At 72.7% G+C, this 19,055-nt stretch carries 21 protein-coding genes; 10 read left to right on the top strand and 11 right to left on the bottom strand.

Translation table 11 applies throughout. The features are described from left to right. Nucleotides 1–30 precede the first annotated feature (30 nt). The 5 genes from CLT75_RS06785 to CLT75_RS06765 form a co-directional block, all read right to left on the bottom strand. The gene (locus CLT75_RS06785) at nucleotides 31–1,656 is read right to left on the bottom strand and encodes a glycoside hydrolase family 13 protein (RefSeq protein ID WP_135243929.1); all 1,626 of its coding nucleotides are present in this window, start codon (nucleotides 1,654–1,656) and stop codon (nucleotides 31–33) included. A gap of 77 nt (nucleotides 1,657–1,733) precedes the next feature. Next, nucleotides 1,734–2,621, bottom strand: coding sequence for a carbohydrate ABC transporter permease (locus CLT75_RS06780; protein WP_135239993.1), 888 nt, complete (start codon nucleotides 2,619–2,621; stop codon nucleotides 1,734–1,736). 3 nt (nucleotides 2,622–2,624) lie between these two features. Continuing rightward, entirely contained in the window at nucleotides 2,625–3,584 is a 960-nt protein-coding gene (locus CLT75_RS06775; RefSeq protein ID WP_135239992.1) for a carbohydrate ABC transporter permease, read from the bottom strand. Between the two features lie 60 nt (nucleotides 3,585–3,644). Continuing rightward, a complete protein-coding gene (locus CLT75_RS06770; RefSeq protein ID WP_135239991.1) occupies nucleotides 3,645–5,021 on the bottom strand; it encodes an extracellular solute-binding protein in 1,377 nt (458 codons plus the stop codon). Nucleotides 5,022–5,365: 344 nt separating this feature from the next. Continuing rightward, nucleotides 5,366–6,367, bottom strand: a complete 1,002-nt coding sequence (locus CLT75_RS06765; RefSeq protein ID WP_135239990.1) for a LacI family DNA-binding transcriptional regulator — start codon at nucleotides 6,365–6,367, stop codon at nucleotides 5,366–5,368. A 204-nt stretch (nucleotides 6,368–6,571) separates the two neighbouring features. Here CLT75_RS06765 and CLT75_RS06760 point away from each other — a divergent pair, with 204 nt between their 5' ends. Then, nucleotides 6,572–8,572, top strand: coding sequence for a glycosyl hydrolase family 28-related protein (locus tag CLT75_RS06760; protein ID WP_135239989.1), 2,001 nt, complete (start codon nucleotides 6,572–6,574; stop codon nucleotides 8,570–8,572). A gap of 72 nt (nucleotides 8,573–8,644) precedes the next feature. Here the strand turns inward: CLT75_RS06760 and CLT75_RS06755 are convergent, their stop codons facing one another. The 4 genes from CLT75_RS06755 to CLT75_RS06740 form a co-directional block, all read right to left on the bottom strand. Next, nucleotides 8,645–9,454, bottom strand: a complete 810-nt coding sequence (locus CLT75_RS06755; RefSeq protein WP_135239988.1) for a SigB/SigF/SigG family RNA polymerase sigma factor — start codon at nucleotides 9,452–9,454, stop codon at nucleotides 8,645–8,647. Nucleotides 9,455–9,596: 142 nt separating this feature from the next. Further along, nucleotides 9,597–10,160, bottom strand: coding sequence for a GerMN domain-containing protein (locus tag CLT75_RS06750; RefSeq protein ID WP_135239987.1), 564 nt, complete (start codon nucleotides 10,158–10,160; stop codon nucleotides 9,597–9,599). After that, the gene (locus CLT75_RS06745; protein ID WP_135239986.1) at nucleotides 10,157–11,506 is read right to left on the bottom strand and encodes a sensor histidine kinase; all 1,350 of its coding nucleotides are present in this window, start codon (nucleotides 11,504–11,506) and stop codon (nucleotides 10,157–10,159) included. Before CLT75_RS06745 ends, CLT75_RS06750 begins: the two co-directional genes overlap by 4 nt. Continuing rightward, nucleotides 11,503–12,177: a response regulator transcription factor gene (locus CLT75_RS06740; protein ID WP_135239985.1), complete on the bottom strand. Its 675-nt coding sequence runs from the start codon at nucleotides 12,175–12,177 to the stop codon at nucleotides 11,503–11,505. Before CLT75_RS06740 ends, CLT75_RS06745 begins: the two co-directional genes overlap by 4 nt. A gap of 149 nt (nucleotides 12,178–12,326) precedes the next feature. On the opposite strand from CLT75_RS06740, the gene CLT75_RS06735 reads away from it, so the two are divergent. The 5 genes from CLT75_RS06735 (at nucleotide 12,327) to CLT75_RS06715 (ending at nucleotide 15,441) form a co-directional block, all read left to right on the top strand. Continuing rightward, nucleotides 12,327–12,692 (top strand): STAS domain-containing protein, encoded by a 366-nt coding sequence (locus tag CLT75_RS06735; RefSeq protein ID WP_135239984.1) that lies wholly within the window; start codon nucleotides 12,327–12,329, stop codon nucleotides 12,690–12,692. Nucleotides 12,693–12,701: 9 nt separating this feature from the next. After that, nucleotides 12,702–13,016 (top strand): hypothetical protein, encoded by a 315-nt coding sequence (locus tag CLT75_RS06730; RefSeq protein ID WP_135239983.1) that lies wholly within the window; start codon nucleotides 12,702–12,704, stop codon nucleotides 13,014–13,016. Beyond that, the gene (locus tag CLT75_RS06725) at nucleotides 13,013–13,579 is read left to right on the top strand and encodes an STAS domain-containing protein (RefSeq protein ID WP_135239982.1); all 567 of its coding nucleotides are present in this window, start codon (nucleotides 13,013–13,015) and stop codon (nucleotides 13,577–13,579) included. Before CLT75_RS06730 ends, CLT75_RS06725 begins: the two co-directional genes overlap by 4 nt. Further along, entirely contained in the window at nucleotides 13,573–13,863 is a 291-nt protein-coding gene (locus tag CLT75_RS06720) for a BON domain-containing protein (protein ID WP_135239981.1), read from the top strand. Before CLT75_RS06725 ends, CLT75_RS06720 begins: the two co-directional genes overlap by 7 nt. A 138-nt stretch (nucleotides 13,864–14,001) precedes the next feature. Then, nucleotides 14,002–15,441, top strand: coding sequence for a cellulase family glycosylhydrolase (locus tag CLT75_RS06715; RefSeq protein WP_135243928.1), 1,440 nt, complete (start codon nucleotides 14,002–14,004; stop codon nucleotides 15,439–15,441). Between the two features lie 44 nt (nucleotides 15,442–15,485). Here the strand turns inward: CLT75_RS06715 and CLT75_RS06710 are convergent, their stop codons facing one another. Further along, nucleotides 15,486–16,376 (bottom strand): AurF N-oxygenase family protein, encoded by an 891-nt coding sequence (locus CLT75_RS06710; protein ID WP_135239980.1) that lies wholly within the window; start codon nucleotides 16,374–16,376, stop codon nucleotides 15,486–15,488. A 48-nt stretch (nucleotides 16,377–16,424) separates the two neighbouring features. Here CLT75_RS06710 and CLT75_RS06705 point away from each other — a divergent pair, with 48 nt between their 5' ends. The 4 genes from CLT75_RS06705 (at nucleotide 16,425) to CLT75_RS06690 (ending at nucleotide 18,912) form a co-directional block, all read left to right on the top strand. After that, on the top strand, nucleotides 16,425–17,141 hold the full coding sequence (locus CLT75_RS06705; protein ID WP_135239979.1) for a TetR family transcriptional regulator: 717 nt from the start codon (nucleotides 16,425–16,427) through the stop codon (nucleotides 17,139–17,141). Then, the gene (locus CLT75_RS06700) at nucleotides 17,138–17,407 is read left to right on the top strand and encodes a DUF4873 domain-containing protein (RefSeq protein WP_013286134.1); all 270 of its coding nucleotides are present in this window, start codon (nucleotides 17,138–17,140) and stop codon (nucleotides 17,405–17,407) included. Before CLT75_RS06705 ends, CLT75_RS06700 begins: the two co-directional genes overlap by 4 nt. Nucleotides 17,408–17,428: 21 nt before the next feature. Further along, nucleotides 17,429–18,067 (top strand): YdcF family protein, encoded by a 639-nt coding sequence (locus CLT75_RS06695; protein WP_135239978.1) that lies wholly within the window; start codon nucleotides 17,429–17,431, stop codon nucleotides 18,065–18,067. Between the two features lie 83 nt (nucleotides 18,068–18,150). Beyond that, complete coding sequence (locus CLT75_RS06690; protein WP_135239977.1) at nucleotides 18,151–18,912, top strand: glycosyltransferase family 2 protein; 762 nt, start codon at nucleotides 18,151–18,153, stop codon at nucleotides 18,910–18,912. Here the strand turns inward: CLT75_RS06690 and CLT75_RS33060 are convergent. Continuing rightward, nucleotides 18,872–18,994 carry a hypothetical protein gene (locus CLT75_RS33060; RefSeq protein ID WP_486485076.1) on the bottom strand — a complete coding sequence of 41 codons (123 nt, stop codon included), beginning with the start codon at nucleotides 18,992–18,994 and terminating at the stop codon, nucleotides 18,872–18,874. The two genes, CLT75_RS06690 and CLT75_RS33060, sit on opposite strands and share 41 nt — an antisense overlap. Nucleotides 18,995–19,055 lie beyond the last annotated feature (61 nt).

Below are 19,055 nucleotides of genomic sequence, written 5' to 3'. Positions count from 1 at the left end.
GGCGGCCGGGACGGGCCGCCGGGGTCGCGGTCAGGCCGATCGGGTACGCAGCCAGACCGCGGTGTCCGGTGGCAGCCGGTCGTCGTCGAGTGGGCCGCTGGCGAGCAACAGCCGGTCGTGCGCGGGCAGCGGCACTGCTGCGCCGCCGAGGTTGACCAGGCAGGTGAAGCCGGGTTCGCGGGCGAACGCGAGCACGCCGTGCGGTGCGGGCAGCCAGGTGAGCGTGCCGTCGCCGAGCGCGGGTTCGGCGCGGCGCAGCGCCAGCGCGGCCCGGTACAGCTCCAGCATCGAGTGCGGGTCGCCGGTCTGGGCGCGGACCGTGCGGTCCTTCCAGTCGGCCGGTTGCGGCAGCCACGGCGCGGCGTTCGCGCCGTCGGGGCTGAACCCGAACGGCGGGGTGTCGCCCTGCCAGGGCAGCGGCACCCGGCAGCCGTCGCGGCCCGGGTCGACCCGGCCGGACCGCTCCCACATCGGGTCCTGCCGCAGCTCGTACGGGATGTCCTCGACCTCCCAGAGGCCCAGCTCCTCGCCCTGGTAGACGTAGGCGGCGCCGGGCAGCGCGAGGGACAGCAGCGCGGCGGCGCGGGCCCGGCGGGTGCCCAGTTCCAGGTCGGTGGGGATGCCCTCGCGCTTGGCGGCGAAGCTGAACCGGGTGTCGGCGCGGCCGTACCGGGTGACGTGGCGGGTGACGTCGTGGTTGGACAGCACCCAGGTGGCCGGTGCGCCGACCGGGGCGTGCGCGGCGAGCGTGCCGTCGATGCTCTCCCGCAGCGCTGTGGCGTCCCAGGCGCAGCCGAGGAAGTCGAAGTTGAACGCGGTGTGCAGCTCGTCCGGGCGCAGGTAGTTCGCGAACCGCTGCCGGTCGGGCAGCCACACCTCGCCGACCAGCGCGCGCCCGCCCGGGTACGAGTCGGCGATGCGCCGCCACGCGCGGTAGACGTCGTGCACGCCGTCCTGGTCGCGGAACGGGTGCGGCCGGTCCGGGTGGACCTCGGGCAGCGTGCCGTCCTTGACCAGCAGACCGGCCGAGTCGATGCGGATGCCGTCCACGCCCCTGTCGAACCAGAAGCGCAGGATGTCCTCGAACTCGGCGCGGACCCGGGGGTGGTCCCAGTTGAAGTCGGGCTGCTGCGGGGCGAACAGGTGCAGGTACCAGTCGCCGGGCGTGCCGTCCGGGTCGGTGGTGCGGGTCCAGGTCGGTCCGCCGAACTCGCCGGTCCAGTCGGTGGGCGGCAGTTCACCCCCCGGTCCCCGCCCGGCGCGGAACCAGAACAGCTCCCGCTCGGGCGCGGCCGGCCCGCCGGCGAGCGCGGCCCGGAACCACGGGTGCGCGTCGGAGCAGTGGTTGGGCACCACGTCGACGATGCTGCGGACGCCGAGCGCGTGCGCCTCGGCGATCAGCGCCTCCACCTCGGCGAGCGTGCCGAAGACCGGGTCGATGTCACGGTAGTCGGACACGTCGTAGCCGGCGTCGGCCATCGGCGACGGGTACCAGGGGCTGAACCAGATCGCGTCGACGCCGAGCGCGGCGAGGTGATCCAGGCGGGACCGGATGCCGGCGACGTCGCCGATCCCGTCGCCGTCGCCGTCGGCGAAGCTGCGCGGATAGACCTGGTAGATCACCGCGGAGCGCCACCACGGGCTGTTGTCGGCCATGGACACGGGCACCTGCTTTCTGCGGGTCGGTTCTGCTGCGGCGGGCTCGCGGCCCGGATGCGGGCGGTGGCGCGGGGTCAGCCCTTGAGGCCGCCGGTGGTCAGGCCGGACATGATGTTGCGCTGGAAGATCAGGAACAGCACGACTGTGGGGATCGCGGCGATCACCGACGCGGCGATGACCACGTTCATCGGGGTGCCGCCGGCGAAGGCGTAGATGCCGACGCTGACGGTCCGCGTCTCCGGCGACGGCATGACCAGCTTCGGCCAGAGGAAGTCCTTCCAGACCGCCGTCACCGCGAAGATCGCCACCACGCCGAGGATCGGGCGGGACATCGGCAGGACGATGGACCAGAGCGTGCGCAGCGGGGTGGCGCCGTCCATCACCGCGGCGGCCATCAGGTCCTCCGGGATCGAGTCGAAGAACCGTTTCAGCAGGAAGATGTTGAACGCGTTCGCCACCAGCGGCAGCCAGATCGCGAACGGCGAGTCGAGCAGGTTGACGTGCACGATCGGCAGGTCGATCACCGTCACGTACTGCGGGACGATCAGCACCATCGCCGGGATCATCAGCGTCGCCAGCATCATGCCGAGGATCAGCTTGCCCAGCACCGGGCGCAGCTTCGACAGCGCGTACGCGGCGGCGGTGTCGAGGACGAGCTGGAACAGCACCGCCCCGGCCGCGTAGTAGAACGTGTTGAACAGCAGCTTCGCCAGGTCCAGGTTGGTCCAGGCGTCGATGTAGTTGCCCGGCTGCGGATCGCGCGGGAACAGCGTCGGCGGTGTCTGGGCGATCTCCTGGCCGGACTTCAGCGCACCGGTGACCATCCAGTACAGCGGGCCAAGGAACACCAGCGTGAACCCGGCCACGACCACTGACAGCACGACCCAGTAGAGGACGCGGCCGCGACCGCGCCGCAGCTGGGCGTGGGAGATGAGGGTACGGGTGGTGAGGTCGGCGGCCATGTCCTAGTCCTGTCTCGCGGTCAGTCGCAGGTAGACGGCGGAGAACCCGGCCAGCACCACCAGCATGATCACGCCGAGCGCGGCGGCGCCGTTGAGGTCGTTCTGGAAGAACCCGTGCTGGTAGATCAGGTACGCCACGGAGGTCGCCGAGTCCTGCGTACCGGCGCCGTTGGCGAGGATCAGCGGCTCGATGAACAGCTGCATGGTGGCGACGATCTGGAGCATCGCCAGCAGCGCCAGGATCAGCCGGGTCTGCGGGATCGTCACGTGCAGGATGCGCCGCCACACCCCGGCGCCGTCGATCTCGGCGGCCTCGTACAGCTCGCCGGGGATGTTCTGCAACGCGGCCAGGTAGATCAGCACGGCGCCGCCCATGTTCATCCAGGTCGACGCGATCACCATGGCCGGCATCGTCATGGTGGGCGACTGCATCCACTCCGACGTGGGCAGTCCCAGCGCGGTGAGGATCGCGTTGAACAGCCCCGCCTCGCTCGGGTCGTACGCGTAGAACTTGAACAGGAACAGCGCGGACGCCGGCGGCAGCATCACCGGCAGGTAGACCAGCACCCGCAGGTAGCCCTTGGCGTGGCGCAGCTCGTTGAGCAGGATCGCCACGAAGAACGGCACCAGGTAGCCGAGCACCAGCGCCAGGCCGGTGAAGACGAACGTGTTCTTCCAGGCGGTCCAGAAGCTCGGATCGGCGATGATCCGGCTGTAGTTGTCCCAGCCCACCCAGGTGGTCTCGCCCCGGCGGGTGCGCTGGAAGCTCATCACGACGCCGCGGACCATCGGGTACCAGGAGAAGACGGCGAAGCAGACGACCGCGCCGATGAGGAACGTGTGCCCGGTGAGGTTGTCCCGGACCTTGCGGCCGAGACCGGCGCGGCGTCCGGCGGTACGCGACGGCGGCGGCGCGACGGGGCCGGTACGGCGGGTGGCGCCGGGGGCGGTGGTGAGCGCCAAGGCGACTCCTGCGGTGCTCGGGGAGGTGGGGCCGGTGCGCCGGCCCCACCTCCGGTCGGGTCAGCTCTGCGCGGCCAGCAGCTGGTTGACCTTGTCCTCGGCGGTCTTGAGCAGCGCGTCGATGTTCGCGTTCGGGTTGGTCAGCACCCCGGACATCGCGGCGTCGAGCACCGCGTAGATCGCCTGGGCGTTGCGCGGCTCGCCCTTGATCGGCACCGGGTTGGCCTCGAAGACCGCGAAGTTGGTGGTGTCCACGTTGGCGTTGGCCTTGCGCAGCTCCAGTTCCTGCTTCTGCGCGTCGCTGCCGCCTGCGAACAGCAGCGGCTGGGGCAGGCCGACCGGGTAATTCTGCGGCTTGGCGCGCACGTAGTCGAACTGGCCCTTGCCAGGGGTCAGCTTCTGGTAGGCGAGCCACTTCAGGCCGGCCTTGACCTGCTCCGGGCTCAGGCCCTTCTTGAAGAAGTAGCCCTCGCCGCCGCCGAGCGTGGCCTTGGCCGGGCCGTCCTGGCCGGGCAGCGGGCCCATCGCCCAGTCCTGGTACTTGCCCTGGAACTGGCTGACGATCGCCTGGGTCGCGTCCGGCGCGCCGATGAACATGCCGACCTTGCCGGCGCCGGCGTTGGTGAGCAGGTCACCCCACTGGAGCAGCTGCCGGCTGCCCATGCTGTTGTCGCCGTACCGCATGTCCTTGAGGTTCTGCAGGACCTGCTTGCCCATCGCGTTGTTGAAGTCGGCCTTCTTGCCGTCGGCGCTGAGCACCTGGCCGCCCTGGGAGTAGAGCAGCGAGGTGAAGTGCCAGCCGCCGGTGTTGCCGGCGCTGTACTCGGCGTACCCGGCGATGCCGTCGCCGAGCGCGGAGATCTTCTTGGCCGCGGCCCGCACCTCGGGCCAGGTCTTCGGCGGGTTGTTCACGTCGAGCCCGGCCCGCTGGAACAGCGCCTTGTTGTAGATCAGGCCCATCGAGTAGTTCTTCACCGGTACGGCGTAGAGCTTGCCGCCGTCGGTGAAGACGTCCTTGAGCGCCGGGTCGACGCTGTCCCAGGTGGGGATGGTGTCCTTGGTGGCGTACTGGCCGATGTCCATCGCCTGGCCGGAGTCCAGCACCTGCTGGAGGTCGGTCATGTAGCCGTAGAACACGTCGGTGACGGTGCCGCCGGCGAGGCGGGCGGTGAAGTCCGGCGGGTTGTTGCACTGCTCGCCGACGCTGACGCTCTTGACGACGATGTCCGGGTTCTGCCGCTGGAACTCGGCGACGTCGTCGTTCCAGTTCTTCAGCAGTTCCTTCTGCGCGCCGACCGGTTGGCAGTCGACCGTGATGGTGACCTTGCCGCCGGCGTCGCTGCTGTCGTCGCTCTTGGTGGAGCACGCCGCAAGGCTGAGCCCGAGGCCGGCCGCGAGCGCTACGGCCGCGACCTTCCGATACTGCGGTACGGACATCTGTCCATCCCTTCGGGAACGGGTGTATCCATGGCCTTCACTGATGTGCGGTGACCGCGCGGCTGCCCTGGTGGTGGAACGGCAGCCGCGCGCGCCCTGCCTCCGGAAACCGCGCCCCGGGTCAGGTGTGAGTGGAGTCACTGTAGCGACGCGAACCGAACCCAGCAAGATGCGAACGCAGGAATGCAAGAACTCGACTGCGGCGGAGATCGTCCGTCGATCTTGGAGTTGTGGTACCTCAGATACCGGAAGTAGGCCGCATTCCGGGCGCCATTACTCCAAGATCGACGGACGCGGCGGGGCAGGGCGGGGCCCGGGGGCCAGGGGGCGGAAGCCGCCGGGGGTCAGCGGCGAGGGGCGGGGGCGGTGGAGCCGCGTACCACCAGCTCGGGCTCGAACAGCAGCTCGTCGTGCAGCACGCCGGCGCCCTCGATCTGGGTCACCAGCAGGTCCACGGCGGCCTGGCCCATCGTCTCGATCGGCTGCCGCACCGTGGTCAGCGGCGGGTCGGTGCAGGTCATGAACGCCGAGTCGTCGAAGCCGACCACCGAGACGTCGGCCGGTACCGCACAGCCCAGGCGGCGGGCGGCCCGGATGGTGCCCAGCGCCAGCACGTCGCTGGCGCAGACGATCCCGGTGGCGCCGCGCTCGATCAGCTTCGTGGCCGCGACCCGCGCGCCTTCCATGGAGAAGCTGGACCGCTCCACCAGGGAGCGGTCCTCGCCCCAGCCGGCGGCCCGGATCATGGCGTCGAGCTTGCGGCGTGAGGGCACGTGGTCGGCCGGGCCGAGCACCATGCCGATCCGCTCGTGGCCGAGGGAGCGCAGGTGGCCGTACGCCTGCTCGACGGCGACCGCGTCGTCCGTGGACACCCGCGGGAAGCCCAGCTCCTCGACGCCGGCGTTGACCAGCACCACGGGCAGGCCGCGGTCGGTGAGGCGCCGGTAGTGCTCGTGCGAGGCGTCGGCGAGGGCGTACGAGCCGCCGGCGAAGATGACGCCGCTGACCTGGTGGTCGAGCAGCATCTCCACGTACCCGGACTCCGGCACGCCGCCGATCGTGCGGGCGCACAGCGCCGGGGTGAAGCCGCGCTGGGCGAGGGAACCGGTGACCACCTCGGCCAGGGCCGGGAAGATCGGGTTCTGCAACTCCGGCAGCACCAGGCCGACCAGGCGGGCACGCTCGCCGCGCAGCTTCGTCGGGCGCTCGTATCCGAGCACGTCGAGGGCGGTCAGCACGGCGGTCCGGGTCGCCTCGGACACGCCGCCGCGGCCGTTGAGCACCCGGCTCACGGTCGCCTCGCTGACGCCCGCCTTGCGGGCCACCTCGGTCAGGCGCTTCGTCACGGCGGCAATCGTACGTCGGATTCTTGCAAGAAATGAACAGCCCGAGCGGTCAGGTCTTGCCGCGAACGACGGCAGGTGGTCCGGAAGATACGAGCAGATTGATGCTTGAAAGGCAACAGAGGGCCGGAATAACATGAGGAACCTTGTCGATGGCCTGCGCCGCCGAGGCCACCCGTCCCCTCCCCCGAGAAAGTGGGTGCTCCGATGTCGCGGAGCGTGCCGAGGATCCTCGCGGCGGCGCTCGTCGCCGCCGCCCTGCTCGTACCGCCCTGCACCGCCACGGCGGGCCCGCCGCGCGGACCGGCTCCCGTGGTGACCCGCGCCGGGCTGGACCCCGCGCTCGTCGCCGGTCGCGGTGCGACTGTGGACTACGTCGAACAGGAGGCGGAACACGGCCGGACCACCGGCACCGTGATCGGGCCGGACCGGTCGGCGTACACACTCGCCGGTGAGGCGTCCGGCCGCCGGGCCGTACGCCTGCTGCCCGGTCAGTACGTCGAACTCACGCTCCCCCGGCCCACGAACGCGCTGACCGTGCGCTACAGCATCCCGGACGCGCCGGGCGGCGGCGGGATCACCGCGCCGCTGCGGGTGTCCCTCGGGCACGCGCCCGCCCGCACCATGACGCTGACCTCGCAGTACGCCTGGCTCTACAACCAGTACCCGTTCACCAACGACCCCGGCGCCGACCTGCTGCACCCGGACTGGTGGATCACCGAGTGCTCCTGCGTCCCGGCGGCCACCACACCGGCGCCGGTGATCAGCAAGCCGTTCCGGCCGCACCACTTCTACGACGAGCAGCGGTTGCTGCTCGGGCGTACCCATCGGGCCGGCGAGGTGGTCCGGCTGACCGCGCCGCGCGGCACGGCCGCCGCGTGGACGGTGATCGACCTGGTGGACGCGCACCTGGTCGCGCCGCCCCGGGTGGTCCCCCGCGCGGTGAACGCGCTGTCCTTCGGCGCCGACCCGACCGGCCGGCGGGAGTCCGCCGACGCGTTCGACCGGGCGATCGCGTACGCCCGCCGGGTGGACCGCCCGCTCTACCTGCCGCCTGGTACCTACCAGGTCAACCGGCACGTCGTCGTGGACGACGTGACGATCGCCGGGGCCGGGAACTGGTACACGATCGTGCGTGGGCGCGAGGTCGCCCTGGACACCCCGGCGTCCGACGGCTCCCGCCACACGGGCGTCGGCTTCTACGGCCGCGACGCCGCCGACGGCGGCAGCAGCGACGTGCACCTGTCCGGCTTCGCGATCGAGGGCGACGTGCGGGAGCGGATCGACACCGACCAGGTCAACGCCGTCGGCGGGGCGCTGAACCACAGCACCATCGACGGCCTCTACCTGCACCACACGAAGGTCGGCATGTGGTTCGACGGGCCGATGACCGGCCTGCGGGTCACGAACACGGTGATCGCCGACCAGATCGCCGACGGGCTGAACCTCCACACCGGCGTCACGCACTCGTCGGTGACGAACTCGGTGGTCCGCAACAGCGGCGACGACGCGCTGGCGATGTGGTCGGAGGGTACGGCGAACGCGTCGAACACGTTCGCGTACAACACGGTGCAGTCGCCGGTGCTCGCCAACGGCATCGCGCTGTACGGCGGCGCCGACCTGACCGTCGCGCACAACCTGATCGCCGACCCGGTACGCGAGGGCAGCGCGATCCAGGTGGGCTCCCGGTTCGGGGCGGAGCCGTTCACCGGCCGGCTGCGGATCACCGGCAACACCACGGTGCGGGCCGGCACGTACGACCTGAACTGGAACATCGGCCTCGGCGCGATCTGGTTCTACGCGCTGGACCGCAGCATCGACGGCGCGGACATCCAGGTGACCGGCGACGCGTACCTGGACAGCACCTACAACGCGATCATGCTGGTCAGCGACTGGCCGGTGAAGGACAGCGTCCGCATCGACAACGTCCGCTTCCGCGACATCCGGGTCGACGGCACCGGCACGTCGGTGGTCAGCGCGCGTACGGCGGGCGGGGCGAGCTTCGCGAACGTCGACGCCCGCGACGTGGGCGCGGTCGGCGTGAACAACTGCGGGTCGTTCCACTTCACCCCGGCCGGGTCGGAGTTCGGCCTGACCGACCTCGGCGGCAACGACGGGGGCTGGCTGGCGCCGTGGCTGCTGCCGAACACGATCACCTGTGCCGACCGGCCGCCGGTGGTGCCGCCGCCCCCGCCCTCGCGCTGGTGACACACGACGCGACCCCCGACACACGACGCGACCCCCGCCGGACGGGCCGGCGGGGGTCGCGGTGCGGGTGGATCAGGCCTCGGTGAGCTGGCCGCGCAGCTTGGTCAGGGCGCGGGCGAGCAGCCGGGACACGTGCATCTGGGAGACACCGACGCGGGCGGCGATCTCGCTCTGGGTCAGGTTGCCGTAGAAGCGCAGCGTGAGGATCTTCTGCTCGCGCTCGTCGAGCGTGGCGAGCGCCGGCCCGAGCGAGGCGCGCAGGTCGGCCAGCTCGTACTCGTTGTCCTCGGTGCCGAGCGTGTCGCCCAGCTCGGTGGCGCTGTCGCCGTCGCCGATCGGGGTGGACAGCGACACCGCGTTGTACGCGCGGGCGCCCTCCAGGCCCTCCAGCACCTCTTCCTCGGTGACGTCGAGGTGGGCGGCGATGTCGGCCACGGTCGGGGCCCGGTTGAGCGTCTGGGTCAGCGTGCTGTTGGCCTCGGAGATGCGCAGCCGCAGCTCCTGGAGGCGACGCGGAACCCGGATGTTCCAGGTGCGGTCGCGGAAGTGCCGCTTGATCTCGCCGAGGATCGTCGGGATGGCGAAGCCGGCGAAGTCGACGCCGCGCGAGGCGTCGAACCGGTCGACCGCCTTGATCAGGCCGAGCGCGGCGGTCTGGGCCAGGTCGCCGGCCGGCTCACCGCGGCCGCTGTAGCGGGCGGCCAGGTGGTTCGCCAGCGGCAGCCACGCCTCGATGACCTGGTTGCGCAGGCCGGCCCGCTGCGGGTGGTCGGCGGGCAGTGCGGCGAGCGCCGCGATCAGCTCGCTGGCGCGGGACTCCTCACCCGTCTGCGGCGCGCGGTGCACCTCGGTGGCGGTCGATCCCATGGTCATCGTGGTCATGCTGCCCTTCCTGTCCTCGGAGAACGGGTGGCCTCCCACACCGGTCGTGCCAGCCACACTAGACCAAAGGACACCGCCAAATCAACCGAACGGACGATGGAGATTTAGCCTCATATCCGGACATAGGGCCGACACGGGCCCATCATCGGGGTAGCAGCGGCCGATAGTCGGCGGCGGTGAGCGGCAGCGCGGAGAGGCTCCCGTCCGCGCGGGGCACCTCCAGCGGCTGCCCGTCCCGGCGGAACGCGACGCTGTACACGTCCGGCCGCTGAGTGAGGCTGCACACGATCTGCCCGAAGGCCAGCACCTCGTCGTTGCGGCCGGTCTCCTCCCCCGCCTGGCGCACGTCGACGGTCGCCAGCGTGCCGGCCAGCGTCGCACCGGCGACCGCCACCGTGCCCGGCAGCGCCGTGGCCAGCCCTTGACGGCGCTCGCCACCGTCCGGCCCGGCCAGCAGGTGCTGCAGGTGCGCGTCCACGTCGGGCAGCCCGTCCACCCGGCGCGTGACCACTACCAGCCCGTCGTCGCGGACGAAGCAGAACGGCTCGTCCACCCGCCCGTCCCCGTCGGCGGTCGAGGACACCGCGGGGGTCGGGAACGCGCCCGGCGGCGTCTGCACCAGCCGGGGCTCGTCGTCCACCGGCACCCCGCAGCCGGCCAGCAGCACGACCGCGAGCAGGCCCGGCAGGAGCCGCCGGCGGCTCATCGCAGCGCTCCGGGCAGCTCGACCCGGAACCGGGCGCCGGGCTCGCGGTCCAGCACCGCGGCCGTACCGCCGTGCGCGGCGGCGTGCTGCGCCACCAGCGCGAGCCCGAGGCCGGTGCCGTCGGTGCCCGCCCGGTCGTGCGCCGCCCGGCCCCTGACGAACCGGTCGAAGATGATCTCGCGGTCGCCGGGTGGCACGCCCGGACCGGCGTCGTCGACCTCCAGCACACCCACGCCGTCGCGCCCGGCGAGGCGTACCGCGACCGGCCCGCCGCCGTACCGCTCGGCGTTCTCCACCAGGTTCAGCAGCGTCTGGGCGAACCGGCGCCGGTCGACCCACCACAGGCGCGGGGCGTCGCCGTCGAGCCTCACCAGGCTCTCCGGCAGCGACCGCTCCCGGCAGACCGTCCGGGCCAGCTCCACCACGTCGACCGTCTCGCGGTGGGCCGGCTGCTCGGTGCGGGCCAGCTGGATGAGGTCGTCGACCAGGCGCTGGAACCGGGTCACCTCGTCGGCGACCAGGCCCGCCGCCGTCGCGGTGCGTTCGTCCTGGTGCTCCCGGCGGCGGGTGAGCACGCTCGCGGCGGCGGCCAGCGTCTGCAACGGCGAGCGCAGCTCGTGGCTCACGTCGGCGGCGAAGCGCCGGTCCCGCTCGATGCGGTGCACCAGCTTGTCGACCATCTCGTTGAACGAGCTGGACAGGCGGGTGAGGTCGGGATCGGTGGTCGAGTCGAGCCGGGTCGCGAAGTCGCCCGCGGCGATCCGTTCCGCCGCGTCGGCGACCGCGGTGAGCGGCCGCAGGCTGTGCCGGGTGGCGTACCAGCCGAGCGCCGCGCCCGCGCCGGCGACCATGATCGCCACGGCGATCAGCGCCAGGCCCACCACCTGGAACGTCTCCTCGACCTCCCGCAGCGAGGTCAGCTCGTAGTAGCCGAGCGCGCCGGGCAGCGGCACGCCGACCAGCAGCACGGGCTGCCCGTCGAGCCGGATCCGCTGGACGGCCGGCTTGCCGTCGGCCACCATCCGTTGCAACTCCACCGGCACCGAGCGGGCGCCCACGTCGGCGGTCCGGGCGTACCAGCCGTCGGGCAGGTGCAGCAGCGGGCGGCGGGTGCTGCCGGTGTCGAGCGAGCGCAGCACGGCCACCACGTCCGGGGTGCCGGTGTCCAGGCCGGAGCGGACCACCGCGGCGTCGTAGTAGGCGGCCCGGACCGCGGTGCGCTCCCGCTCGTCGAGCAGCGAGCGCCGGGTCAGGTCGTACGAGAAGAGGGCCATCAGCGCCGACAGCAGCAACGCGCCGACGGCGAACGCCGCGGTGACCCGGGCGCGCAGGCCGGGCCGGGTCATCGCTGGAGCTTGTAGCCGAGGCCGCGCAGGGTGACCAGGTGGCGCGGGTTGGCCGGGTCGGTTTCGATCTTCTGGCGCAGGCGGCCCACGTGCACGTCGACGAGCCGCTCGTCGCCGGTCTCGTAGCCCCAGACCCGGCTGAGCAGCTGCTGGCGCGACAGGACCCGGCCGGCGTGCTCGGCCAGCTCGCAGAGCAGCCGGAACTCGGTGCGGGTGACCGCCACCGGCTGACCCGAGCGCCGCACCTCGCCGGCCTCGGCGCTGATCTCCAGGTCGCCGAAGAACTGGGCGGGCACCGGCCCGGCCACCGTGCGGACGCGCCGGCGCAGCGCCCGCAGCCGGGCGGACAGCTCCTTGATCGCGACCGGCTTAACCACGTAGTCGTCGGCGCCGGCCTCCAGCGCGGCGACGATGTCGTGGGTGTCGTCGCGGGCGCTGATCACCACGACCGGTACGTCGTCGTCGCGGCGCAGCTGACGGATGCAGTCGAACCCGTTCATGCCGGGCAGCATGAGGTCGACGAGCACGTAGTCCGCCGGCTTCTCCCGCTGCCGGCGCAGCCCGTCCTCGGCGGTCGGCGCGCCGTCGGCCTCGTAGCCCTCCTCCTCGAGGGCGAGCTGCAGCGCGAGCCGGATACGGTCGTCGTCCTCGATCACCAGTACGGCCGTCATATGGGCATCATGACCGGCCCGGCACGGGTCGCCCAATCGCGTGGGCCGTTCGTGGTTTTTGTCATCGAACCGTCATACAACCGTCCGGTGACCTCCAAGATCCCTGCGCAGAGTGGGGTCTGACCCGATCCCGTCACGGAAGCGACCCGATGCCTGCCAGCCTGCCGTCCCCGCCGGAGTCCGCCGTGCCGCACGTACGCGTGGACATCACCGACGAGCTGGACCTCGCCGGGCTGTCCGAGGTCGCGCACGTGCTGGACCGCATCCTCGCGCTACGGCCCCGCGAGCTGACCGTCGACCTCGCCGGGTGCCGGCATGTGGACCCCGCCGCCGTCGCGCTGCTGCTGGACGTGCACCGCCGGCTGGCGCGGCAGGGCGGCCTGCTCACGCTGAGTAATCCACATCCACGGATCCGGCGCATCCTGGAGAACTCCGGGCTCGGTGCCGTACCCGTCGTCGACACGCCCCGTCCGGCCGCGCGCGGCCGGGCCCGGGTCGCGTCCGCATCTCGCTGAGGAGGAGTGGTGACCGGCAGCACGCTCGTCGGAGCGCTCGTGGTGGGTCTGGCCGTCGGCGGGCTGGGCCGTCTCGTCCTGCCGGGGCGCAAGGCCGTCCCGGTGTGGCTGACACTCGCGCTCGGCGTGGCGGCCGCGCTGCTCGGCGCGATCGTGGTCGGCCTGGTGGACCACCGCACCGACGGATCGCCGGTGCTGCCGCTGATGGTGCAGACCGGCTTCGCCTCCGTGGCGGTCGTGCTGGCGGTGGTCGCCGCGGGCCGGCCGGAGCCGGAGGGCCAGACGCCGCCCGGTGCGGGCGGCCGGCGGAAGGAGGAGGTGTGACTGTCGTACCCGCGGACCACCTGATGATGCTCATCTGCGACGGCTGCGGCGACAGCGTCACCGGCACCGGCGCCACGCTGCCCGACGCCGAGGTGGTGTGGACGCTCGTGTTCGAGCACGACTGGGTCGGCTCCCCGTTCGCGTCCGGACCGCACCACTGTCCCCGGTGCAGCACCCGGGCGGTCATCGCCGACGACGGCCTGGGCATGGACGATCTGGAACAGGTCGCCGGCACCCCGGCAGCGCACGACGTCGACCCGGCCACAGCGGTCCGCCGTGCCCTCGCCGAGCGTTCCCTCCGCGACGACATGGAACTGGTCGACCTGTCCGGCCTGGAGGTGATCGACTCCGCCGGGCTCAGCCTGCTGGTGCGCGCGCACCAGGACGCCCGGCGCGACGGCCGGCAACTGTGTCTGCTGTCGCCGTCGCGGTTCGTGCTCACCGTGCTGCACACCATGCGGCTCGACGGCGTCTTCACCGTCGTCGACGGCCGCGCCCCGGCGCCGGGCCCCGCAACCCGGCGGCCGGTCCTGACCGAACAGAAGGAGCCCTCCCCGTGGTGATGCCCTGGCCGTACCCCGAGTTCCCGTACACCGGCGGCGGGCCGGAGCCCGACGACGCGGACACCCGGCTCGCGTCGCTCGTCGCGCAGCGGCTCAGCGCCGACTGGACCACCCGCCGGCAGCAGATCACCGTGACCGTGCAGAACCGGGTGGTCATCCTCGCCGGCCTGGTGGCCGACCCGCAGACGCGCCTGGTCGCCGCCGAGCTGGCGTGGGACGTGCCGGGTGTGTACGACGTCTGCAACGCGTTGCGGCTCTACGGCGGGCGCCGCGGCGGGCGCTGACCGGCGGCGGTTGCACGCATCGGTATCCAACTCTACGCTCGGCCGTGGGAGCGCTCCCCCAGGCCGCCGCGTCGGACTTTCCGGGCAGGTTCACGACGGGCACCGTCCGATCACCATCCAGCGATGGGACCTTCCCGTATGTTCTCGATTCCCCGCCCGTCCCGGCGGCATCTGCTCGCCGGCGGCGCGGTCGGCGCGCTCGCCCTGGCGGCGGTGGCCGTCCTGCCCTCGCCCGACGCGATGGCGGCGACCGGCTGCGCCGTCACCTACACCACCAACTCCTGGCCCGGCGGCTTCACCGCGAACGTGGCGGTGCGCAACCTCGGCGATCCGGTGAGCAACTGGACGCTGGGCTTCACCTTCCCCGACGGCGGCCAGCGCGTCGTGCAGGGCTGGTCGGCCACCTGGCAGCAGAGCGGCTCGGCGGTCACCGCGCGCAGCCTGGACTACAACGGCACGCTCGGCACCGGCGCGAGCACCACGATCGGCTTCAACGGCTCGTGGACCGGGTCGAACCCGAACCCCACGTCGTTCACGCTCAACGGCACGGTCTGCACCGGCGGCACGAGCACCCCGCCGCCCGCGACCACGCCGCCGCCGACCACTCCCCCGCCCACCACCCCGCCGCCGCCGACCGGCACCACGCCGGTGGCGATCAACGGCCAGCTCCAGGTGTGCGGCGTCAACCTCTGCAACCAGTACGGGCGACCGATCCAGCTGCGCGGCATGAGCACGCACGGACTGCAGTGGTTCGCCAACTGCTACACCGACGCCTCGCTCGACGTGCTCGCCAACGAGTGGCGGTCCGACCTGCTGCGCGTCTCGATGTACGTGCAGGAGCAGGGCTACGAGACCAACCCGGCCGGCTTCACCAACCAGGTGAACACGCTCGTGGACAAGGCCGAGGCGCGGGGCATGTACGCGCTGATCGACTTCCACACGCTGACGCCCGGTAACCCGATGTACAACCTGGAGCGGGCCAAGACGTTCTTCGCCACCGTGTCGGCGCGCAACGCCGCGAAGAAGAACGTGATCTACGAGATCACCAACGAACCGAACGGGGTGAGCTGGTCGACCATCCGCAACTACGCCGAGCAGGTCATCCCGGTGATCCGGGCCAACGACCCGGACGCGGTGGTCATCGTCGGCACCCGGGGCTGGTCCTCGCTCGGCGTCTCCGACGGCGCCAACTCCGACGAGATCGTCGACAACCCGGTGCGGGCGCAGAACATCATGTACACGTTCCACTTCTACGCCGCGTCGCACAAGGACAACTACCGCAACGAGGTGCAGCGGGCGGCGAGCCGGTTGCCGCTGTTCGTCACCGAGTTCGGCACCGTCACCTACACCGGGGACGGCGCCGTCGACACCGCGAGCAGCAACGCCTGGCTCGACCTGCTCGACCGGCTGAAGATCAGCTATGCGAACTGGACGTTCTCCGACGCCCCCGAGGGCTCGGCGGCGCTCCGGCCGGGCACCTGCGCGTCCGGCTCGTTCAGCGGGACGTCGGTGCTCACCGAGTCCGGCGCGTACATGCGCGACCGGATCCGTACCGCCGACGACTTCCCCACCTCCTGACCGGGCGGCCGGCGGCGGTCCTTTCCCCTTCGGGTCGCCGCCGGTCAGCCCTCCACCAGCCCGGCCCGGCGCCACAGCACCAGGCCCGGCCCGGCGACCAGGCCCAGGTCGGTCAGGTGGTCGGCGATCCGCTGCGCGGACCAGCGCAGCGTGGCCCGCCAGTGCGGGTTCGTGCGCGCCGCGGCCCGCCCGGCCGCCGGGTCGATCCCGACCGCCGCGTACGCCCGCGGGTGCACCAGGCGTCGCGTGATCGAGTACGCGGCCCGGCCGATCACCAGCCGCGCGTACGCGAGCGCCACCGGCCCGGCGGCCTCGACCTGGCGGGTCAGCTCGTCGCGGGCGAAGCGGACGTGCCGGGCCTCCTCCACCACGTGGATGCGCGACACCATCCGGATCAGCGGCTGCAACGACTCGTCGGCCATGATCTCGCGCTGGAACGAGTCGAGGATCTCCTCGGCGATGAGGATGGCCGCGTACATCTGCGGACCGGTCGCTGTGGACTTGAGCCAGCGCCCGAGCAGGTGGTCGACCGGCTCGGCGCGGTAGACGGGCGCGCCGGTGGCCTCGATGAGCCGGCCGAACATGACGGAGTGCCGGCACTCGTCGGCGACCTCGGTGAGCGCGTACTGGGCGTGCCGGCTGGTCGGATCGGCGTCGTAGTACTGCCGGATCAGCATCTGCATGAGGATCGTCTCGAACCAGATCCCGGCGGCGGCGGCGCTGGCGACCTCGTGCTTGGTCAGCTCGACCCGCTGGTCCTCGGTCAGTCCGTCCCACAGGGACGTGCCGTAGAGGCTGCTGCGCGTCGGCGGCAGCCAGTACGCGCCGGGCACCGGTGGCGCCGACCAGTCGATGTCCACCACGGGGTCGTAGCTGGTGCGTACCGAGGCGGAGAGCAGGCGGTCGGCGACCGCCTCGCGCGGGAATCCGGCCATGACCCCTCCATATTGACGTAACTTCGAGTAACTGTTACGAGTGGTAGCATGCGACGGACCACCACCGATGTCAATGGCCCCGACGCCCCCCGGGAGCCGGCCGCACCCCGCTCCGGCGGGCGGCGCGACCGCTGGGCCGACCACCGCGAACAGCGGCGGCAGGAACTGATCGCGGCCGCCGTGCAGGCGCTGCTGCAGCACGGCCCGAGCGTCGACATGGACCAGGTCGCCGCCACCGCCGGGGTCAGCAAACCGGTGCTCTACCGCTACTTCGCCGACAAGGCGCAGCTCTGGCTGGCGGTCAGCGAGGTGGTCGCGGCGCGCGTGGTCGCCGCCATCGCCCCCGCCGTGGAGCAGGTACGCGAGGAGCGCGCGCTGGTCGAGGCGACCATCGACGCGTACCTGAGCGTGGTCGAGTACGAGCCGTCGCTGTACCGGTTCCTCGTGCACGAGTCCGGGCATCCCGGCATCCAGCAGGTGGTGACAGGCACCAGCCGGCAGGTCGCGACCGGGCTGGCCCGGGTCATCGGCGACCGGCTGCGCGCGCTCGGCCTCGACGCCGGCCCGGCCGAGCCGTGGGCGTACGGGCTGGTCGGGTTCGTGCAGGCGGTCGGCGACTGGTGGACCACGCACGGGCAGCCGATCCACCGGGCCGCGCTCACCGAATACCTGACCACGCTGCTGTGGAGCGGCATCGAGGGGGTCCGCCGGGGCGCGGACCTGCCACCGGAGCTGACCCGCGCGCACGAACGGATCGACAGGTGACCTGGGAGGGCACGGCCCAGATCGCCGGCACCACGGTCCGGCTGCACGGCGGCGGGCGGTTCGAGCCGGTCGACGGCCGCTACCACTGGGCCGGGCGGGTCGAGCCGGAACCGCGCCTGGTCCGGCTGCTGCGCTCCGGCCGCCGCGACGTGGAGGTCCGGATCGGCGAACGGGTCGCCCGGGCCCGGCTGGCCGAGGTGGACCCGTGGGGCGGCGTCCGCATCACCGGCGTCGGCACGCCACCCTGGCCGCCGGACGACGAGTGATCCGCGCCGTACCGTGAAGGGATGACGTCTCCCGCCACCGTGCTGCTGGTCTTCGGCCGTGGGGTGGTGGCCGGCGACGACGGCTACCGGCTCACCGCGGAGAGCGTCGCGCGCACCGAGGCCGCGGTGGCCTACGTCCGCGCGCACGCCGAGGCGTTCCGCCGCGCGCCGGACGCCCGGGTGGTGTTCACCGGCGGCTGGCCGCACGGCCCGGCCGGCGCGCCCGGCCCGCCCGCCGGCTACCGGGAGGCGGAGCTGATGCGGGCGCTGGCGCGCGAGGCCGGGCTCGACGCGTACGCCCGGTCGGCGGCCGAGACCCGCTCCCGCACCACGCTGCAGAACCTGGCGCACACCGTCCAGGACGGCCTGCTGGGCGCGGCGGAGTTCACCGCGCGGCGCCCGCTCGGGCTGGTCTCCCACCCGTGGCACCTGCCCCGCGTCCGGCTGCTCGCCGCGCGCGTGCTCGGGCTGTCCGGCCCGGCGCTGGCCGACGTGCCGGTGACCGCGCCCGACCCGGTGCCCGTCCGGCGGGAGCGGGCCGCCCGGGCGTTCAGCCGGATCGGCCTCCTCGGTGTGCGTACCCCGGAGGCGTCGCTGCGCCGCGAGCGCGCGCTGACCCGCGCGGCCGAGCGGATCGGACGCCTCACGCCCCGGCGGTGATTCACCGCCGCGCGCCCGGGGTACGAGCGTCCTCGATCGACCCGGCGGGCCGTGCCGGCGGGCGAGTCCACCCGGGAGGTCCCGTGATCGTGCTCGTGCCGGTGTACCGACCGGGTGACCGGCTGCCGCCGCTGGTCGGTGACCTGCGGGACGCCCTGCCCGGGGCGGACGTGCTCGTCGTCGACGACGGCAGCGGCCCGGCCGCCGCCGGGGTGCTGGACGCGGCCCGCGCCCGGGGCGCGACCGTGCTGCGCCGGCGGGTCAACCGGGGCAAGGGCGTGGTGCTGCGCACCGGCTTCCGGTACGCCTCGACGCACCACCCGGGACGCGACGTGATCTGTGTGGACGCCGACGGCCAGCACGGTGTGCCCGACGTGTGCGCCGTGGCGGACCGGATGCGCGCCACCGCGACGCCGACGCTCGGCGTCCGCGCGTTCGACGGGGAGGTCCCGGCGCGCAGCCGGTTCGGCAACGCGGCGACCCGGGTGGCGTTCCGGCTGGCGACCGGCCGGGACGTGCGTGACACCCAGACCGGGCTGCGTGCCTATCCGGCCGCGCTGCTCGGCTGGCTCACCACGATCCCCGGTGACCGCTTCGAGTACGAGATGGCGGTGCTGCTGCGGCTGGTCCGCGCCGGGCTGCCGGTCGAGCAGGTGGAGATCGCCACCCGCTACCACGGCGACAACTCGGGTTCGCACTTCTCCGCGCTCGCCGACTCGGTACGGATCTACCGCCCGCTGGCCGCCTCCGCGCTGGCCCGCCTGGCCGGGCGCGCCGAGGTGGACGACGTGCCGGCCGCCGCCGTCACGACGTCGCGTCCCACACCTGCGTCTCGAACTCCCTGAGCTGGTCGCGCAGCGACGGCGGGTACGCGGTGCGGTACGGGTGCTCCCCGGCCGGCACCACCCGGACCATCTCGTCGATCATCTCCTGTGGCCGAACACGTTCACCTCGAACGACCGGCGGACCCGGGCCAGCCCGAGCGCGG

This window comes from Micromonospora sp. CNZ285 (genome assembly GCF_004637285.1).
The sequence above is the reverse complement of the archived record's forward strand: the minus strand, read 5'-3'. Positions and strand labels throughout refer to the sequence as shown.

Excerpts from the sequence above, each read along its gene's own strand:
- CLT75_RS06785 (WP_135243929.1), bottom strand. The coding sequence starts at position 1,656 with ATGGCCGACAACAGCCCGTGGTGGCGCTCCGCGGTGATCTACCAGGTC.
- CLT75_RS06780 (WP_135239993.1), bottom strand. The coding sequence starts at position 2,621 with ATGGCCGCCGACCTCACCACCCGTACCCTCATCTCCCACGCCCAGCTG.
- CLT75_RS06770 (WP_135239991.1), bottom strand. The coding sequence starts at position 5,021 with ATGTCCGTACCGCAGTATCGGAAGGTCGCGGCCGTAGCGCTCGCGGCC.
- CLT75_RS06760 (WP_135239989.1), top strand. The coding sequence starts at position 6,572 with ATGTCGCGGAGCGTGCCGAGGATCCTCGCGGCGGCGCTCGTCGCCGCC.
- CLT75_RS06755 (WP_135239988.1), bottom strand. The coding sequence starts at position 9,454 with ATGACCACGATGACCATGGGATCGACCGCCACCGAGGTGCACCGCGCG.
- CLT75_RS06750 (WP_135239987.1), bottom strand. The coding sequence starts at position 10,160 with ATGAGCCGCCGGCGGCTCCTGCCGGGCCTGCTCGCGGTCGTGCTGCTG.
- CLT75_RS06745 (WP_135239986.1), bottom strand. The coding sequence starts at position 11,506 with ATGACCCGGCCCGGCCTGCGCGCCCGGGTCACCGCGGCGTTCGCCGTC.
- CLT75_RS06740 (WP_135239985.1), bottom strand. The coding sequence starts at position 12,177 with ATGACGGCCGTACTGGTGATCGAGGACGACGACCGTATCCGGCTCGCG.
- CLT75_RS06735 (WP_135239984.1), top strand. The coding sequence starts at position 12,327 with ATGCCTGCCAGCCTGCCGTCCCCGCCGGAGTCCGCCGTGCCGCACGTA.
- CLT75_RS06715 (WP_135243928.1), top strand. The coding sequence starts at position 14,002 with ATGTTCTCGATTCCCCGCCCGTCCCGGCGGCATCTGCTCGCCGGCGGC.
- CLT75_RS06710 (WP_135239980.1), bottom strand. The coding sequence starts at position 16,376 with ATGGCCGGATTCCCGCGCGAGGCGGTCGCCGACCGCCTGCTCTCCGCC.
- CLT75_RS06705 (WP_135239979.1), top strand. The coding sequence starts at position 16,425 with ATGCGACGGACCACCACCGATGTCAATGGCCCCGACGCCCCCCGGGAG.
- CLT75_RS06695 (WP_135239978.1), top strand. The coding sequence starts at position 17,429 with ATGACGTCTCCCGCCACCGTGCTGCTGGTCTTCGGCCGTGGGGTGGTG.
- CLT75_RS33060 (WP_486485076.1), bottom strand. The coding sequence starts at position 18,994 with ATGATCGACGAGATGGTCCGGGTGGTGCCGGCCGGGGAGCACCCGTAC.